At 70.9% G+C, this 16748-nt stretch carries 15 protein-coding genes; 7 read left to right on the top strand and 8 right to left on the bottom strand.

Annotated elements, in window-relative coordinates; genetic code table 11:
* Window positions 1-64 precede the first annotated feature (64 nt).
* On the top strand, window positions 65-1645 hold the full coding sequence (locus tag ACFQ2D_RS14560) for a M91 family zinc metallopeptidase (RefSeq protein ID WP_280942402.1): 1581 nt from the start codon (window positions 65-67) through the stop codon (window positions 1643-1645).
* A gap of 97 nt (window positions 1646-1742) precedes the next feature.
* Window positions 1743-2459: a hypothetical protein gene (locus tag ACFQ2D_RS14555; protein ID WP_280942403.1), complete on the top strand. Its 717-nt coding sequence runs from the start codon at window positions 1743-1745 to the stop codon at window positions 2457-2459.
* Window positions 2460-2553: 94 nt separating this feature from the next.
* On the opposite strand, the gene ACFQ2D_RS14550 is transcribed toward ACFQ2D_RS14555, so the two are convergent.
* From ACFQ2D_RS14550 to rph, 8 genes are all read right to left on the bottom strand, one after another.
* Window positions 2554-4584, bottom strand: coding sequence for a sodium-translocating pyrophosphatase (locus ACFQ2D_RS14550; RefSeq protein ID WP_280942404.1), 2031 nt, complete (start codon window positions 4582-4584; stop codon window positions 2554-2556).
* Window positions 4585-4811: 227 nt separating this feature from the next.
* Window positions 4812-6137, bottom strand: a complete 1326-nt coding sequence (pepQ, locus tag ACFQ2D_RS14545) for a Xaa-Pro dipeptidase (RefSeq protein WP_280942405.1) — start codon at window positions 6135-6137, stop codon at window positions 4812-4814.
* A gap of 102 nt (window positions 6138-6239) precedes the next feature.
* Complete coding sequence (locus ACFQ2D_RS14540) at window positions 6240-6587, bottom strand: PilZ domain-containing protein (protein ID WP_280942406.1); 348 nt, start codon at window positions 6585-6587, stop codon at window positions 6240-6242.
* Window positions 6584-8872 carry a DUF1631 family protein gene (locus tag ACFQ2D_RS14535; protein ID WP_280942407.1) on the bottom strand — a complete coding sequence of 763 codons (2289 nt, stop codon included), beginning with the start codon at window positions 8870-8872 and terminating at the stop codon, window positions 6584-6586. The genes ACFQ2D_RS14540 and ACFQ2D_RS14535 overlap by 4 nt, the downstream gene beginning before the upstream one ends.
* A 103-nt stretch (window positions 8873-8975) precedes the next feature.
* Window positions 8976-10172 (bottom strand): radical SAM family heme chaperone HemW, encoded by a 1197-nt coding sequence (gene hemW / locus ACFQ2D_RS14530; protein WP_280942408.1) that lies wholly within the window; start codon window positions 10170-10172, stop codon window positions 8976-8978.
* 25 nt (window positions 10173-10197) lie between these two features.
* Window positions 10198-10800 carry an RdgB/HAM1 family non-canonical purine NTP pyrophosphatase gene (gene rdgB, locus ACFQ2D_RS14525; RefSeq protein WP_280942409.1) on the bottom strand — a complete coding sequence of 201 codons (603 nt, stop codon included), beginning with the start codon at window positions 10798-10800 and terminating at the stop codon, window positions 10198-10200.
* Window positions 10797-11189 (bottom strand): VOC family protein, encoded by a 393-nt coding sequence (locus ACFQ2D_RS14520; RefSeq protein WP_280942410.1) that lies wholly within the window; start codon window positions 11187-11189, stop codon window positions 10797-10799. Before ACFQ2D_RS14520 ends, rdgB begins: the two co-directional genes overlap by 4 nt.
* On the bottom strand, window positions 11186-11914 hold the full coding sequence (gene rph / locus ACFQ2D_RS14515; RefSeq protein ID WP_280942411.1) for a ribonuclease PH: 729 nt from the start codon (window positions 11912-11914) through the stop codon (window positions 11186-11188). The genes ACFQ2D_RS14520 and rph overlap by 4 nt, the downstream gene beginning before the upstream one ends.
* 83 nt (window positions 11915-11997) lie before the next feature.
* On the opposite strand from rph, the gene ACFQ2D_RS14510 reads away from it, so the two are divergent.
* The 5 genes from ACFQ2D_RS14510 (at window position 11998) to ACFQ2D_RS14490 (ending at window position 16747) form a co-directional block, all read left to right on the top strand.
* Window positions 11998-12846 carry a YicC/YloC family endoribonuclease gene (locus ACFQ2D_RS14510; protein ID WP_280942658.1) on the top strand — a complete coding sequence of 283 codons (849 nt, stop codon included), beginning with the start codon at window positions 11998-12000 and terminating at the stop codon, window positions 12844-12846.
* Window positions 12847-12904: 58 nt separating this feature from the next.
* Window positions 12905-13522, top strand: a complete 618-nt coding sequence (gene gmk / locus ACFQ2D_RS14505) for a guanylate kinase (protein WP_280942412.1) — start codon at window positions 12905-12907, stop codon at window positions 13520-13522.
* A 162-nt stretch (window positions 13523-13684) separates the two neighbouring features.
* Window positions 13685-13987, top strand: coding sequence for a DNA-directed RNA polymerase subunit omega (gene rpoZ, locus ACFQ2D_RS14500; protein ID WP_280942413.1), 303 nt, complete (start codon window positions 13685-13687; stop codon window positions 13985-13987).
* Between the two features lie 138 nt (window positions 13988-14125).
* On the top strand, window positions 14126-16300 hold the full coding sequence (locus tag ACFQ2D_RS14495; RefSeq protein ID WP_280942414.1) for a RelA/SpoT family protein: 2175 nt from the start codon (window positions 14126-14128) through the stop codon (window positions 16298-16300).
* Between the two features lie 63 nt (window positions 16301-16363).
* On the top strand, window positions 16364-16747 hold the full coding sequence (locus ACFQ2D_RS14490; RefSeq protein ID WP_280942415.1) for a RidA family protein: 384 nt from the start codon (window positions 16364-16366) through the stop codon (window positions 16745-16747).
* The last annotated feature ends 1 nt before the right edge of the window (window position 16748 follow it).

The following is a 16748-nucleotide window of genomic DNA, read 5'->3' as shown; positions in this document are numbered from 1 at the left end:
GCTGTGCGGGGCCCATACGCAGGCGTACACATGATCCCGTCCCCGAGCCAGTGAGACCTGCGCCATGTCGATCACCGATAGCTCCCGCGTCGCCGATGCCGCACTGCCGCGCACCGACGGCTACTGGGACGACCCGTCCGCCGACAGCCGCCTGCTGGAATCGGGCGCGGAGCTGGACCGCAACCCGGTCGATCCCCGCCAGGTCGAGCGTCCGGACGTGCTGTCGCTGCTGCCGCGGCTGGGCATCACCGAGATCGACGGCGGCCGCAGCAACCCGCAGGACCGGACCCTGGGCCAGACCCCGGACGGCAAGACCATCCAGGTCGACCCGCTGCATCGGGACGGAGACCTCCAGGTCGCCCGCGAGGTCACCCTGGCCGACGCCGGCTTCGGCCAGACCTACGTCAGCGCCAACCAGCTGGTGTTCACCACGGGCGGCGCCGACGACCGGGTGGGCGTGAGCCAGCGCGACGACGGGACCCTCGACGTGACGGTCAATGGCAATGCGTATGCCGTGACGATGGCGGAGGGGCAGGAGCTGACCATCCGCAGCGGCGGCGGCGACGACGTCATCGAGGTCGCGGCCAACGTCACCGTCAACATCGTCGCCGACACGGGCGATGGCGCCGACCAGGTCGACATCGCCGGCAGCGGCGACAACCGGATCGACGCCGGCGCCGGCGACGATCGCGTGACCCTCACCGGCGGCGGTCGCAACGACGTGTTTGGCGGCGGCGGCAACGATACGATCCAGGGTGGCAGGGGCGTCGACGTGATCCACGGCGGCGACGGCGACGACAGCATCGACGGCGGCGCGGGCCGCAACTTCCTGGAGGGCGGCGCGGGCGCCGACACCCTCCGCAGCCGGGGCGAGGGCGACATGGTCTCCGGCGGCCTCGGCGACGACGTCCTCCACGCCGCCAGCGGCGCCAGCAGCATCTATGCCGGCGCCGGCAAGGACACCATCGAAGGCGCGGGCGACCGCACCACGGTCTATGCCGAGATCGGCGACCTGATCAACGCCGCCACCGGCGCGCGCCCCACCGTGGTCAACGTCGAGATCGACCCGCAGGCCGGCAGCAGCCTGAAGGTCGAGGGCTCGGACGCGTTCGTGCAGCGCGTGCAGGCGGAGATCGACTTCCTGCGCAGTTCGCCCAACGGCCAGCGCATGCTCGGCGAGTTCGACGCCACCGCGGCCGCGCGCGGCAACACCGTGACCATCAAGGAACTCGCCAACGAGCACAACGGTTACGCCATGCCGGCCGATCCCAACGCCACCTGGCCCGACGTGCAGATCACCAACGGCGTCGCCGGCCGCGGCGTGGATACCGACATCCGCTACAACCCGTCGTTCCACATGGACGCGTTCCCGGCGCCGGTGGTGGTGCTGTACCACGAGATGTCGCACGCCTACAACTTCGTCAACGGCTCGCTGCAGCCGGGCAACTACAGCGGCCCCGACGCCGCCGACCGCGGCATCTCCAACTCCGAGCGCCAGGCGGTGGGGCTGGAGACCACCGCCGCGCCCTTCGACTTCGACGGCGATCCGTCCACGCCGCCCACGACCGCCAATCCCGACCATCTCACCGAGAACGGGCTGCGCGAGGAACTGGGCCTGCCGGACCGGCCCAGCTACAGGTTGTAACCGCGGCAGGGAGCCATGGTTGCATGCTCCAGGGATGGACGGATGGCCAGCCGGCACCGCAGTGCCGGCTGGCCATCTTTTTTTCCGGTGGCGGCCGGTGAATCCGGTCGCGCGACCTGGACATGCGCAAGCCCGGCGCGAGGCGGGCGGCGCGATTTGGAGTGTCCGCGCATTCGCGGCGGCGGTGTTGGCAGGCGCGCCCACCTGGACACAGGTCATGGCCCACGATGAAACAGGCACGATCCCGTCCGGAGAGCGGCAGGCCATGAGCACGGCAAGATCCGCGTCCACCCTCGTCCAGCGCGATGGCGTCCGGCTCGAGGCCAGCATCGAACCGGAGATGCCGAACGCAGTGCGGGTGCGCTACCGTCTGCGCAACACCGGCCAGGCATCGCTGGCCGTGTTCGATCGCGGCGACCGCCGCGCGGTGCTCACCGGACGACAGGAGGCAGGCGCGATCGGTGCGCCGCATGTCCTGCAGGCGGCCGAAGGCTCAGTGGAACTGCGGCACCTCGCACTTCCCCCGCCCGCGGGCTTCACCGGGCCGACGGTGCCGGCGACGCCGCTCGCCCTGCAGCTGGCGCCAGGCGCGGTGCTGGCGGGCGAGTTCAGCACGACGCTGCCATCGTCAGCGCCGCCCCGGCGCGTGCGCTGGTGCGTGGGCGTGGCGCCGTTCGACGACACGGCGTTCTTCGCCGCCGAGGACGTGGAGGCCGGCCGGATCTGGCAGGCCGGCGCGGAGGCGGTCGCGGGGCAGCAGCTGCTGTGCACGCCATGGTTCGACCTGGCGGCGCAGTCGTTCGCGTCCCCTTGACCATCGTCAAGCAGTTGCGAAAACCGCGTCCGGAAACGGCGCAAAGAAAAGCCCCGGCATGGCCGGGGCTTAGCGCACGCCTAGGCGACCGCGGTTACAGCAGCGGCACCAGCAGCAGGGCGACGATGTTGATGATCTTGATCAGCGGGTTGATCGCGGGGCCCGCGGTGTCCTTGTAGGGATCGCCCACGGTGTCGCCGGTGACCGAGGCCTTGTGCGCCTCCGAGCCCTTGCCGCCGAAGTTGCCGTCCTCGATGTACTTCTTGGCGTTGTCCCAGGCGCCGCCGCCGGTGGTCATCGAGATCGCCACGAACAGGCCGGTCACGATCGTGCCGATCAGCAGGCCGCCCAGCGCCTCGGGCCCCAGCAGCAGGCCGACGATGATCGGCACCACCACGGGAAGCAGCGAGGGCACGATCATTTCCTTGATCGCCGACCGGGTCAGCATGTCCACCGCGCGGTCGTACTGCGGCTTGGCCTCGCCGGTCATGATGCCCTTGATCTCGCGGAACTGGCGACGCACTTCCTCCACCACGCTGCCCGCGGCGCGGCCCACGGCCTCCATCGCCATCGCGCCGAACAGGTAGGGGATCAGGCCGCCGATCAGCAGGCCGATGATCACGCGGTGGTCGGACAGGTCGAACGCGAAGCTCGCGCCCGGGTTGGCCGCCTCCAGGTTGTGCGTGTAGTCGGCGAACAGCACCAGCGCCGCCAGCGCGGCCGAACCGATCGCATAGCCCTTGGTCACCGCCTTGGTGGTATTGCCCACCGCGTCGAGCGGATCGGTGACGTCGCGCACCTCGGACGGCAGTTCCGCCATCTCGGCGATGCCGCCGGCGTTGTCGGTGATCGGGCCGTAGGCATCGAGCGCCACGATCATGCCGGCCATCGACAGCATGGCGGTGGCCGCGATCGCGATGCCGTACAGGCCGCCCAGGGCGAAGCACGCCCAGATCGCGATGCACACCGCCACCACCGGCAGCGCGGTGGATTTCATCGACACGCCCAGGCCGGCGATGATGTTGGTGCCGTGGCCGGTGGTGGAGGCCTGGGCCACGTGCCTGACCGGGGCGTACTGGGTACCGGTGTAGTACTCGGTGATCCACACGATCGCGCCGGTCAGCGCCAAGCCGATCAGCGCGCACCAGTAGATGTTCATCGCGCCGTGGGCGTTGTCGGCCATCAGCTCGCGGGTGATCGGGAAGTAGGCGATCGCCGCCAGCACGCCGGACACGATCACGCCCTTGTACAGCGCGCCCATGATCGAGCCGCCGGACCTCACCTTGACGAAGAACGCGCCGATGATCGAGGCGATGATCGACACGCCGCCCAGCACCAGCGGGTAGAGCACGCCATTGCTGCCGACCTCGGTCACCATCAGGTAACCCAGCAGCATGGTCGCGATCACGGTGACCGCGTAGGTTTCGAACAGGTCCGCGGCCATGCCGGCGCAGTCGCCGACGTTGTCGCCCACGTTGTCGGCGATCACCGCAGGGTTGCGCGGGTCGTCCTCGGGGATGCCGGCTTCGACCTTGCCCACCAGGTCGGCGCCGACGTCGGCGCCCTTGGTGAAGATGCCGCCGCCCAGGCGGGCGAAGATCGAAATCAGCGACGAGCCGAAAGCCACGCCCACCAGCGCGTGCAGCACGTCGGCAGTGGGCAGCTTGAGCCCGAGGTTGAGCACGGCCCAGTAGCCCGCGACGCCGAGCAGGCCCAGGCCCACCACCAGCATGCCGGTGATCGCGCCGCCCTTGAACGCGACGTCCATCGCCGGGCCCATGCCCTGGCGCGCCGCTTCGGCGGTGCGCACGTTGGCGCGCACCGAGACGTTCATGCCGATGTAGCCGGCGGCGCCCGACAGCACCGCGCCAAGCAGGAAGCCGACCGCCGTATACCAGTCGAGGAACACCCCGACCAGCACGAACAGCACCACGCCCGCGATGCCGATCGTCATGTACTGCCGGTTGAGGTAGGCACGCGCGCCTTCCTGGATGGCGCCCGCGATCTGCCGCATGCGCTCGTTGCCGGCTGGCTGCCGGTTGATCCATTGCGTCTGGATGATGCCGTAGACGATCGCTACCGCCGCACAGACCAGTGCCAGCGTCAAACCGTACTGCTCGAGCATGAACCCTCCCCCGGAGAAAGTGGAGCGTGAAGAGACACAGGAATCCGGGCAGGGCTCGGAGATGCTCCACCGGCCCGGCCGGTGGATCGATTCTTACCGATTTTCAGCAAACCCCATGTTGCAGCACGGCAACGACGCCATGACGATGGCGCCTGGGGCGGGCGCTCCGCCACCAGGCAGGCGGCGCGGGCGCCGATGCGTTGCGCGGGGACGGGATATGGCGTGGCTCAGCCGGCGAAGGCCTCGCGGGTGAGGTTGAGCGGCTCGCCCCCGGTGCAGACCACGTTGTCCTCGATGCGGATGCCGCCGTAGGGGCGGAAGGCGTCCACCCGGCTCCAGTCCACGCTGCCGCCGCGACCCGCGGCCTGCAGGTCTTCCAGCAGCATGTCGACGAAGTAGATGCCCGGCTCGATCGTGACCACGAAGCCCGGCTCCAGGGTGCGGGTCAGGCGCAGGTACGGGTGACCCTCGGGCCTGGCGATCGTGCCGCCGCGGTCGGAAGCGGCGAAGCCGGCGACATCGTGCACCTGCAGGCCCAGGCCGTGGCCGATGCCGTGCGGGAAGAAGGCGCTGCTCACGCCGGTGGCCACCGCCTCCTCTGGCTGCACCGTGATGATGCCGGCCTCGCGCAGGATCCCGGCCAGCGCCAGGTGCGCATCCAGGTGCAGCTGGCGATAGTCCATGCCGGCGCGCACCTGCGCGCACATGGCCTGCTGCGCGCGGTCGACCGCGTCGATCAGCGCCTGGAACTCGCCCGCGGTGTCCTGCGCGTGGGTGCGGGTGATGTCGCAGGCGTAGCCGCCGTGGCTGGCGCCGGCGTCGAGCAGGAAGCTGCGCGCGGGCTTCGGCGGCACGCGGTCGAGTTCGGTGTAGTGCAGCACGGCGCCGTGCTCGTTGAGCGCGACGATGTTGGAGTAGGGCAGTTCGCCCGCGTCCTGGCCGGCCGCCTGGCAGTAGGACAGGTGGATGCCGAACTCGCTGGCGCCGCTGCGGAAGGCGCGCTCGGCGGCCTGGTGCGCACGTACGCCGCGCCGCGTGGCCTCGCGCAGCATCTCGATCTCGTAGGGCGTCTTGAACGCGCGGTGGTACTCCAGGTAGTCGAGCACCGGCCGGGGATTGTTGGGCAGGAACGCGCCGTACTTGCCCAGCGCGCTCTGCGGCTCGCCCAGTACGGCGCAGCGCGAGGCGTTGCGCGGCAGGTGCTTGAGCGCTTCCTCCGGCTGGCGGATCACCACGATGTCGAAGTGCTCGACCCAGTAGCCTTCCGGCGCCTGCGGCACCACGTGCCAGTAGTCGCGCGGCTGCAGGTAGACCAGCTTCGGCTTCTGCCCCGGCGTGGCCACGATCCAGCTGCCCGGATTGCGGGTCAGCGGCAGCCAGTGCTTGAACTGCGGGTTGACCGCATAGGGATAATCGCGGTCGTCGAAGACCTGGTAGTGCGCCGTGCCGCTGGGCACCACCAGGTGGTCGAAGCCGCCGCGTTCGAGCGCCGTGGCGGTGCGGGCCTGCAGGGTGGCGAGGTGGTCGGAATAGAGGGAGGCGGCGCTGGACATCGGGGGATTTTCCGCGAAAGACAACCGGCGCCATTCTGCCGCATGCGGCCTGAAGCTGCAGGCGACCGAACGCCGTGTCGCGCGGATCGACGCGCTCGCGGGCTATTCGTAGTGGCTGCCCGGCGCCTCGATCCAGCTGCGCAGGCGCCGCGACTGCTCGGCACCCAGCGCGATGAAGCGGAAGCCCGCCCACAGCTGCGAGCGCGCGCTGGCGTTGTCCATCCACAGCAGGTGCGCGCCCACTTCGATCTCCAGCGGGCCGTGGTCGTGCGGCAGTGCGAAATGCAGCTGGTACAGGGCATCGTCGACCAGCGGTTCGCTGGCGATCAGCAGCAGTCCGGTCTGAGACAGGTTGCCGATGCGGCCGACCACCCGGCCGGTCATCGCGTCGGTGACCGGGATGGTGTCGGACGCCTTGCGCCGCTTGGCGCGCCGGAATTCCTGGTTCATGCCTGCGCCTCCGCGTTCTCGCCGCGGTCGCCCAGCCCGGCGAAGCTGCGAAGCGCATGCATCGCCGCCTGCCAGGCGCGGTCGACCAGGCGGGCCTGGCCGCTGGTGACGATGCGGGCCTGGCCAGAGGCCAGCAGCCGCGCGACGCTGTCGAGCGACTGCTCGCCCACGCGCTGTCCGCGATGGTTGACGAACAGGGCGTTGCCGGTGAGCAGGCTGTACCAGGACAGGCGGCGGCGGACCACGTCGCCCTGCTGGTTGGTGGTGAACTCGATCCAGGTGCCGAACGGCAGCACCCGCAGCTGCTCGTAGCGCGCCTGTTCCTCGGGCGTGCGCGGCGGCAGCGGCGGCTTCTTGCGTTCGGCGTCCTCGCCCAGGCGGGTGCGCGCCTTGAGCTTCATCGCCAGTTCGGTGCGCGAGGCCGGATCGCCTTCGGCCTCCTCCGGCCGGTTGCTGGTCAGGCGCTGGGCGATGACGCTCGCTTCGTCGCCGTGGTAACCGACCTGGGCCAGCGCCGACTCGATGTGGGCCACGAGCTCCGGGTCGCGCGGCGCGTCCTCGCGCGTGCAGGCCTCGGCGATGCGGCGGGTGACGTCGAGCTGCCGCGTCCAGGCGTCCGAACCCTCGCCCTGGCGCAGCAGGGTCAGGGTCAGCACGTCGGCCCAGGCCTGGTTGAGCAGGGCGCGGGTGAAGTGCGGCAGGCGCTGGTCGCCGATGACCTCGGTCATCACCTCGGCGGCGCGCAGCTTGGCCACCTCCAGCTTTTCCTTGCCGCGCGCGGCCTCGGCGTGGCGGCGCTCGAGCAGTTCGGCCTTGCGGACCTGCGCCTGCAGGTGGGTCTGCAGTTGTTCGTTGGAGGCGCTGAAGACCTCGATGTCGCCGTCGTATTTCTCGACGACGTGGTTGACCGCGTTCTGCAGCGGCGGCAGGAACTGCGGATCGTAGTCGCCCTCGTCGAGCCACCTGGCGGCGCTCTCGGCGACGGTGTTGAGCAGCTGCCGCGCCGGGTGGCGGCTGCGCACGAAGAAGGCGCTGTCCTTCAGCGCCACGCGCAGCAACGGCACCTGCAGGCGCTGGACCAGGGCGGCGGCCGGGGCCTGCGGGCGGATTTCCTCGGCGAGGTTGCCGAACAGCATGCCCAGCAGCTCGAACGTGTCGTTGTCGCGCGGCGACAGTTCGACGTTCTTCCCCGCGCGCTGCCGGGCCTGCGCCAGCAGGGTCTGCTTGACGTCGGCCAGGGTCTGCGGCGCGCCGCCGACCGCCAGCGGCTGGCCCTGCAGGTGCCCCAGCGCGTCGCTGATCTCGTCGGTGCCGATCACCGTGCCCGGGCTCTTGCCGCGCCCGGCCGGGCGCAGCTTGCCGAGCAGTTCGCGCCGGCTCTGCAGCAGCTGCTGCAGCTGCTCGGTGGCGATGCGCTCCTCGTCGTCGGTCGCCTCGACCGGTTCGCCCAGCCAGCCCGTATGGGGGCGCTGCGGGTCGAGGTCGCGCGCGCCGCGTCCAGTGCCGTCGCCCGCGCCGGATCCGCCACGGCCTCCGCCCGCGCCGCCGCTGCCGCCCGGACCGCCGCTCCCCGCCGCGCCGGTGCCGGCGCCGCCGCGGCCCTCGCCCTGGGGCTGCGGCACCGGGCGCGCGCGCACCGGGACATGGGTCAGGCCGCGCAGGATGCCCTGCTCGTCGAGCAGCTGGTCCAGGCGCTCGAGCAGCTTGGGGTAGCCCGACATGACGTGCCGGTCGAAGATCCTGTACAGCAGCAGCCGCGAGTCGTGCTCGATGTCGAGCGCCTTGGCCACCGCGCCCATCGCCCGGCAGATCCCGTGCGGGCCCAGCGGCAGGCGCTCGGCGTCGAAGGCCGGGGTGCCCGCCAGCACGCCGAAGCGCTGTCCGAGCAGGTGCAGGGGCAGGTTGGCGCGGCCCTCCTGGCGGCTGGCGATTTCGCGCAGCACCATGCCTTCGTCCATCACCGCCTCGTCGACCAGGCTCAGCCGGCCGAAGCCCTGCTGCGAAGGCCGGCCTTCTTCCTGGGTTGCGGTTGCCGGGGGCGTCGAAGGCGGGGTGCGGATCGCCGCGGTGGCGGCCTCGATCTCGAGGATGAAGCGCGGCACCAGGTCGGCGCGGCTGAGGCGGAACGAGCGCAGCGTGGCCATGTAGCCCGATTCCACGCCAGGATTGCGCGCCTGGTCGGCGAGCCGGAACAGTTCTTCCTCGAACTCGCCGAGCATCATGGCCAGCTGCGGCTCGATGGCATCGGTGACCAGGGTCAGCGCGGCTTCGAGCGCCTTGTGCACGCGGCGCGGCAGTCCGGCGTTGGCGAGCGACCGCGGGGGCGGTGCTGCGTCTTTGGAGGGAGCAGTCGGCATGCGGATGACCGGCCCGGAGGTGCCGGAATACTTACATGCCCGGCGCGGATCGGCCACTTCCCATCGCCGGCCCATCCGCCAGGAACAGGGCGATGACGTCGTTGCCGAAGCGGCGGCCCAGGGCGGTGGGGAGCACGCGGCCCCCGTCCAGGGTCAGCCAGCCACGTTCGACGGCCTGCGCCAGCGGCGCATCGATGGCCGCGGCCCGGAGGCCGCAGCGGACCTCGAAGTCGGCCAGGGCGAAGCCGTCCACCAGCCGCAGCGCGTTGAGCATGAATTCGAACGGCCGCTGCGCGACCGCGACGCGCTCGTCGCCGCCGATCGCGTTCTCCGTGCCGGCAGCGGCCAGCCAGGCGGTGGGATGGCGGACCTTCCAGCGCCGCAGGATCGCCTGCTCCGCGCCGAGGCTGAGCTTGCCGTGGGCGCCGGCGCCGATGCCGAGGTAGTCGCCGTAGCGCCAGTAGTTGAGGTTGTGCGCGCACTGGCGCCCGGGGCGCGCATAGGCCGAGACCTCGTACTGGGCGTAGCCCGCGTCGGCCAGCAGCGCCTGGCAGTGCTCCTGCATGTCCCAGGCCAGGTCCTCATCCGGAATGCCTTCGGGCGGACGCAGGGCGAACATGGTGTTGGGTTCGAGGGTGAGCTGGTAGTGCGAGATGTGCGCCGGCGCCAGCGCCAGGGCGCGTTCGACATCGTGCGCGGCCATGGCCAGCGACTGCCCGGGCAGGGCGTACATCAGGTCGAGATTGAGATTGTCGTAGCCCGCGTCCTGGGCAAGCTTGACCGCCCCTTCCGCGCGCGCCGCGTCGTGGATCCGGCCGAGCCGCTGCAGGCAGCCGTCGTCGAAGCTCTGGATGCCGAAACTGATGCGGTTCACCCCCGCGGCCAGGTAGTCCTCGAAGCGCCCGTGCTCGGCCGTGCCCGGATTGGTCTCCAGGGTGATCTCCAGCCCGGGGGCGAAGCGCAGGCGCGCCGAGGCGCCCTGCAGGAAGCGGTCGATCGCCGCCGCGGGGAACAGGCTGGGCGTGCCGCCGCCGAAGAACACCGAATGCACGGTGCGGCCCCAGGCGAGCGGCAGGTCGTGGTCGAGGTCGGCCAGCAGCGCGTCGACATAGGCCTCGAACGGCAGCGGCCCGCGCGCCTGGTGCGAATTGAAATCGCAGTACGGACACTTGCGCACGCACCAGGGCAGGTGCACGTAGAGCGAGAGCGGCGGCGGGATCAGCTGCATCGGGAATCCGCGGGCCCGGCGGCCGTCAGCGCAGGGCCTCGTGCAGGCGCGCGCGCAGCTGCGCCATCGCCTGGCCACGGTGCGAGATGCGGTTCTTCAGCGCCGGCGCCAGTTCGGCCGCGCTCAGCCCGTGCGCCGGGTCGAGGAAGACGGGGTCGTAGCCGAAGCCCTGCGCGCCGCGCGGCGCATTGAGGATGCGGCCGGTCCAGCTGCCTTCGGCGATCAGGGGCTCGGGATCCCCGGCGTGGCGCAGCAGCACGATCACGCAGCGGAAGCGTGCGCCGCGCCGTTCGGGGGGGACGCCGTCGAGTTCGTGCAGCAGCCGCTCGATGTTGGCGTGCGCATCGCCGTGGCCGCCGGCATAGCGCGCCGAATACAGGCCGGGCGCACCGCCGAGCGCATCGACGCAGAGGCCCGAGTCGTCGGCCAGCGCGGGCAGGCCGGTCGCGCGCGCCGCGTGCCGCGCCTTGAGCAGCGCGTTCTCCACGAAACTCAGCCCGGTCTCCTCGATGTCCTCCACGCCCAGGGTCGCCTGCGGCAGCAGCGCGTGGCCCGCATCGGCCAGCAGGGCGCGGAACTCCGCCAGCTTGCCCGCGTTGCCGCTGGCCAGCACCAGGCGCGCGCTCACCGGCGCGGCTCCAGCAGGTCCCAGCGGTTGCCGTACAGGTCGCGGAACACGGCGACCGTGGCATAGGGCTCGTGGCGCGGCGCTTCCAGGAACTCCACCCCGCGCGACTGCATCGCGGCGTGGTCGCGGGCGAAATCGCCGGTTTCCAGGAAGAAGGCCACGCGGCCCCCGGCCTGGTCGCCGATGCGCGCCCGCTGCGCGGGCTCGCTCGCCCGGGCAAGCAGCAGCGCGCAGCCGGCGTCATCGGCAGGCGCAACCACGACCCAGCGCTTGCCGTCGCCCAGCACGGCGTCCTCGCGCAGCACGAAGCCGAGTGCGCGCGTGTACCAGGCGATGGCCTCGTCGTAGTCGGCCACCAGCACGGTGACCAGCGACAGTCGCCGGCTCACTGCTGCGCCAGCGCCGCCTGCTGGGCGGCGAACAGTTCGCCGATGCCGAGTTCGGCCAGCGCCAGCAGCGCGTCGAGCTCGTCGCGGCGGAAGGCGTGGCCCTCGGCCGTGCCCTGCAGTTCGATGAAGCCGCCGCCGTCGTTCATCACCACGTTCATGTCGGTGTCGCAGGCGCTGTCCTCGGCATAGTCGAGGTCGAGCACGGGCACGCCGCGGTAGACGCCCACCGACACCGCTGCCACCGCGCCGAACACCGGGTCGCGGCTGATCTCGCGCCGCTGCTGCAGCCAGCGCACCGCGTCCACCAGGGCCACGTAGGCGCCGGTGATGGCGGCGGTGCGGGTGCCGCCGTCGGCCTGCAGCACGTCGCAGTCCAGGGTGATGGTGCGTTCGCCGAGCGCGCCGCGATCCACGCAGGCGCGCAGGGTGCGGCCGATCAGGCGCTGGATCTCGAGCGTGCGTCCGCCCTGCTTGCCGCGGGAGGCCTCGCGGTCGCTGCGGGTATGGGTGGCGCGCGGCAGCATGCCGTACTCGGCCGTGACCCAGCCCTCGCCCTTGCCGCGCAGGAAGCCCGGCACCTTGTTGTCGACGCTGGCCGTGCACAGCACGCGCGTCTGGCCGAAGCAGACCAGTACCGAGCCCTCCGCGTGGCGCGTGTAGCCGCGCTCGATGCGGACCTCGCGCATCTGGTCGGGCGCGCGGCCGCTGGGGCGGGCAATGCTCATGTACGGGATTTCCGGCAGAAAACGGGGCGCCAGATTACCATTGCCTCCCCTGACGCACCGGATGCCCGATGTCGATCCGCAGCATGACCGCCTACGCCTCGGGCGAGCGCAACACCCCGTGGGGCACGCTCGGCTGCGAGCTGCGCGCGGTGAACCACCGCTTCCTGGAACTGGGCGTGCGCCTGCCGGACGAGCTGCGCGCGCTGGAGCCGGCGCTGCGCGAACGCGTGGGCGGCCGCGTGTCGCGCGGCAAGGTCGACCTCACGCTGCGCCTGCGCGCGACCGGCTCGGCGGTCTCGCTGCAGGTCGACGATGCCCTGGTGTCGCGCCTGGGCGAGCTGGCGGCCGGGCTGCGCGGGCCGTTCCCCGACCTGCGCGTGGGCCTGGTGGAGCTGCTGCAGTTCCCGGGCGTGCTGCAGTCGCAGGCCGCCGACCCGGCCGAACTGCAGGCGCAGGCGCTGGCGCTACTGGACGCGGTGCTGGACGAGTTCGTCGCCGCGCGCGAACGCGAGGGCGGCAAGCTGGTCGCGGCCATCCTGGAGCGCGTGGACGGCATCGAGCGCATCGCCGGCGAGGTGCGCGGCCTGGTCCCGGCGATCCGGGACGCGCTGCGGGCGCGGTTGCAGGCGCGCCTGGCCGAACTTGCCCAGGGCGCGGACCCGGCGCGGGTCGAGCAGGAACTGGTGCTGTCGCTGCAGAAGCTCGACGTGGACGAGGAGCTCGACCGGCTGGCCAGCCACGTCGACGAGATCCGGCGCGTGTTCCGGCAGAAGGAGCCGGTCGGCCGGCGCCTGGATTTCCTGCTGCAGGAGTTCAACCGGGAGGCCAACACGCTGGGATCCAAGTCGGTTGATGCCCGCACCAGCAATGCCGCGGTCGAACTGAAGGTGCTGATCGACCAGATCCGCGAGCAGGTGCAGAACATCGAATAGCGGGCGCGGCCGGCGCCCGCCGCGTACAATGCCCGGCCCGGACCGTCAGAACCCGCTGATGCGCGGAACCCTCTTCATCGTCGCGGCGCCCTCGGGCGCGGGCAAGTCCAGCATCGTCAACGCCTGCCTGGCGCGCGACCGCAACATCTGCCTGTCGGTGTCGTTCACCTCGCGCGCGCCGCGCCCGGGCGAGCGGCATGCCGAGCATTACCACTTCATCACCGCCGACGAGTTCAAGGCGATGATCCGCGCCGGGGACTTCTTCGAGTACGCCGAAGTCCACGGCGACTGGAAGGGCACCGCCCGCCAGTCGGTGGAGCCGCAGCTGGCCGCGGGCCGCGACGTGCTGCTGGAGATCGACTGGCAGGGCGCGCAGCAGGTGAAGGCGCAGGTGCCGGACGCGGTCAGCGTGTTCATCCTCCCGCCGTCGCGCGCCGCGCTCGAGGAGCGCATGCGCAAGCGCGGCCAGGACAGCGACGAGACGATCGCCCGGCGCATGGCCAATGCGCGCGAGGAGATGTCGCACCACGACGAGTTCGACTACGTCATCGTCAACGAGGACTTCGACACCGCGGTGGAGGAGATGTGCGCGATCTTCCTGGCGAGCCGCCTGCGGCGGAGCCTGCAGGTGCGGCGGCATGCCGGCCTGATCGGGGCGCTGCTGGCCGAGGACTGAGCCGATCCGGTCCCGCCACGGCTGCGCAGGCGCTGCAAACCGCCCCGTCGCGAGCCTAACTTGCTGATTTCAATGGGGGCAGCTTGATTCTTGCCGCCCGTTTGCCTAGACTTCCCGGTTCTCCCCAACACTGAGCGACGGCCGCCGCGCCGCCGGAGACTTATGGCCCGCATCACCGTTGAAGATTGCCTGCAAGTGGTCGACAACCGCTTCGAGCTCGTCATGATGGCCGCCAAGCGCGCCCGCCAGCTCGCCAACGGCGTCGATCCGCAGATCGACAATGCCGAGGCGCAGGACAAGCCGACCGTGCTGGCGCTGCGCGAGATCGCCGCGCGCCGCATCGACCAGCCGTTCATCGATGCCGTCGACAAGGCCGAGCGCGAGCGCAAGGAGCGCGAGGCGCTGGAGTGGGCCGCCGCCGAAGTGGTCGCCGGCGACGACGACATGAAGGGCGACGATCTGTAAGAACGCCTTGCGGGATCCGCGATGGATCTTCCCGCTGGCGTTTCCGGCGAGGCCCCGCTCCGGCGGGGCCTTCGCGTTTGCGCGCTTTGCCGGTGCGCCCCTATTCCCCATTCGACCCCTTCCAATTAGGCTCGCGGGATGACGTCCGGTGTTCCCGCCCTGATCCAGCCCGTGCCTTCGTCCGAGGAGGACGTGCCGGACTACGTGCGCGAGTTCGAGCGCGCCGCCGGATACCTGCCCGAGGACCAGCGCGCCCTGCTGCGGCGCGCCTGGGCGGTGGGCGCGGCGGCCCACGAGGGGCAGACGCGCAAGTCGGGCGAGCCCTACATCACCCACCCGGTCGCGGTGGCGAAGGTGCTGGCCGACCAGAAGGTGGACGTGGAGACCCTGGTCGCGGCGATCCTGCACGACACGATCGAAGACACCCCGCTGACCCGCGAGCAGCTCGCAGGCGAATTCGGCGAGACCGTGGCCGAACTGGTCGACGGCGTCACCAAGCTCGACAAGCTGAGCTTCAGCAGCCGCCAGGAGGCGGCGGCGGAAAGTTTCCGCAAGATGATGCTGGCGATGGCGCGCGACCTGCGCGTGATCCTGATCAAGCTCAGCGACCGCCTGCACAACATGCGCACGCTCGGCGCGCAGCCGGGGCCGGCGCGCGAGCGCATCGCGCGCGAGACGCTCGAGATCTACGCGCCCATCGCCCAGCGCCTGGGCATGAACCTGATCAAGGCCGAACTGCAGGATCGCGGCTTCCACGCCCTGCATCCGCTGCGCCACCTGATCCTGGAAAAGCACATCCGCGGCCAGCCGATGCTGCGGCGCGAGGCGATGGCCAAGATCGAGGCGCAGCTGGCCCAGCGCCTGACCAGCGAAGGGCTCAAGTACCGCCTGGTGAGCCGGGTCAAGTCGCCCTGGAGCATCTACAGCAAGATGCGCAGCGAGGGAAAGACCTTCGCCCAGGTGATGGACGTGTTCGGCTTCCGCATCGTGCTCACCTCGGTCGCCGACTGCTACCACGCGCTCGGCGTGGCCCACTCGGTCTACAAACCGCTGGACGGCCGCTTCCGCGACTTCATCGCCATCCCGAAGGCCAACGGCTACCAGTCGCTGCACACGGTGCTGTTCGGTCCCTACGGTTCGCCGATCGAGGTGCAGATCCGGACCGAGGAGATGGACCTGATCGCCGAACGCGGCATCGCCGCTCACTGGGCCTACAAGCACGGGATGGCGACCAGTGGCGCGCAGGCGCGCGCGCACTCGTGGATCGCGAACCTGCTCGAATCCCAGCGCGCCACCGGGTCGTCGCTGGAGTTCCTCGAGAACGTCAAGGTCGACCTGTTCCCCGACGAGGTCTACCTGTTCTCGCCCAAGGGCGACATCCTGTCGCTGCCGCGCAATTCCACCGCGCTCGACTTCGCCTACACCGTGCATACCGACGTGGGCAATACCGCGGTGGCCGCGCGCGTGGATCGCAAGCTGGTGCCGTTGCGCACCAAGCTGGTCAGCGGGCAGACGGTGGAGATCGTCACCGCCAAGTCCTCGCTGCCCAAGCCGCAGTGGCTGGAGTTCGTGGTCACCGGCAAGGCACGCACCGCGATCCGCGCCCAGCTCAAGCAGCTCGAGCACGAGGACGCGGTGACTCTCGGCCACCGCATGCTCGACCGCGCGCTGGAGGACGTGGGCACCTCGCTCGACCGCCTTCCGCAGGCGCGCCTGGACGCCTACCTGGGCGAGCTGCGCTATCCGCGCCTGGAAGAACTGCTGGCCGACATCGCGCTGGGCAACCGCATGCCCTCGCAGGTGGCGACCGCGCTGGCGCAGGCCGACGGGTCCACCGCTGCGGCGAGCGGTGGCGAACGCGTGCCGCGCCACGGCGAGCGCATCCTGATCAGCGGACACGAGCGCGGCGTGATCAGCTTCGCCAACTGCTGCATGCCGATTCCCGGCGACGAGATCATGGGCTACCACACCGCCGGCAAGGGCATCGTGGTGCACCGCCTGGATTGCCCCAACGTGGCCGAGTACCGCAAGTCGCTGGACCGCTGGGTGGCGATCGGCTGGGACCGCGAGGTGATCGGCGAGTATCCGGTCGGGCTGATCATCGAAACAGAAAACCGGCCCGGGTCGCTGGCGGAGGTGGCGGCCGCCATCGCCAAGGCCAACTCCAACATCGAAGGCGTGGAGTACCTGGAGCGCGATACCAATATCGCGGTGATCCGTTTCTCGATCCAGGTCCGCAACCGCCAGCACCTGGCCGACGTGATCCGGCGCACGCGCCGCCTGGCCGCCGTGCACGGCGTGCAGCGCATGTAGCGACCCGCGCTGCCCCGCGGGCGGCGCGACCTATAATCCGGGCTTTCCGAACGGGAACGTCCCATGCCACGTACGCCCATCCAGACCGACCAGGCGCCCACCGCGATCGGCCCGTATTCGCAGGCCACGCGCGCCGGCAACACGGTGTTCTTCTCCGGCCAGATCCCGCTCGACCCGGCCACCGGCGAGGTCGTCGCCGGCGGGATCGACGCGCAGGCGCGGCGCGCCTTCGACAACCTCAAGGCCGTGGCCGAAGCGGCCGGCGGTTCGATGGCCGACATCGTCCGCGTCGGGCTGTACCTGACCGACCTGTCGCAGTTCGCCGCGGTGAACGCGGTGATGGCCGAGTACTTCGAGGCGCCGTACCCGGCTCGCTCGACCATCGAGGTCTCGGCGCTGCCCAAGGGCGTGCTGTTCGAGGTCGATGCGGTGATGGCGCTGGGCTGAC

The organism is Luteimonas composti (assembly GCF_042678665.1).
In the GTDB taxonomy this organism is placed as follows: Bacteria; Pseudomonadota; Gammaproteobacteria; order Xanthomonadales; family Xanthomonadaceae; genus Luteimonas; species Luteimonas composti.
This window is presented reverse-complemented; position numbering and strand designations above follow the sequence as displayed.

Excerpts from the sequence above, each read along its gene's own strand:
- ACFQ2D_RS14560 (WP_280942402.1), top strand. The coding sequence starts at position 65 with ATGTCGATCACCGATAGCTCCCGCGTCGCCGATGCCGCACTGCCGCGC.
- ACFQ2D_RS14550 (WP_280942404.1), bottom strand. The coding sequence starts at position 4,584 with ATGCTCGAGCAGTACGGTTTGACGCTGGCACTGGTCTGTGCGGCGGTA.
- pepQ (WP_280942405.1), bottom strand. The coding sequence starts at position 6,137 with ATGTCCAGCGCCGCCTCCCTCTATTCCGACCACCTCGCCACCCTGCAG.
- ACFQ2D_RS14540 (WP_280942406.1), bottom strand. The coding sequence starts at position 6,587 with ATGAACCAGGAATTCCGGCGCGCCAAGCGGCGCAAGGCGTCCGACACC.
- hemW (WP_280942408.1), bottom strand. The coding sequence starts at position 10,172 with ATGCAGCTGATCCCGCCGCCGCTCTCGCTCTACGTGCACCTGCCCTGG.
- rph (WP_280942411.1), bottom strand. The coding sequence starts at position 11,914 with ATGAGCATTGCCCGCCCCAGCGGCCGCGCGCCCGACCAGATGCGCGAG.
- ACFQ2D_RS14510 (WP_280942658.1), top strand. The coding sequence starts at position 11,998 with ATGACCGCCTACGCCTCGGGCGAGCGCAACACCCCGTGGGGCACGCTC.
- gmk (WP_280942412.1), top strand. The coding sequence starts at position 12,905 with ATGCGCGGAACCCTCTTCATCGTCGCGGCGCCCTCGGGCGCGGGCAAG.
- rpoZ (WP_280942413.1), top strand. The coding sequence starts at position 13,685 with ATGGCCCGCATCACCGTTGAAGATTGCCTGCAAGTGGTCGACAACCGC.
- ACFQ2D_RS14495 (WP_280942414.1), top strand. The coding sequence starts at position 14,126 with ATGACGTCCGGTGTTCCCGCCCTGATCCAGCCCGTGCCTTCGTCCGAG.
- ACFQ2D_RS14490 (WP_280942415.1), top strand. The coding sequence starts at position 16,364 with ATGCCACGTACGCCCATCCAGACCGACCAGGCGCCCACCGCGATCGGC.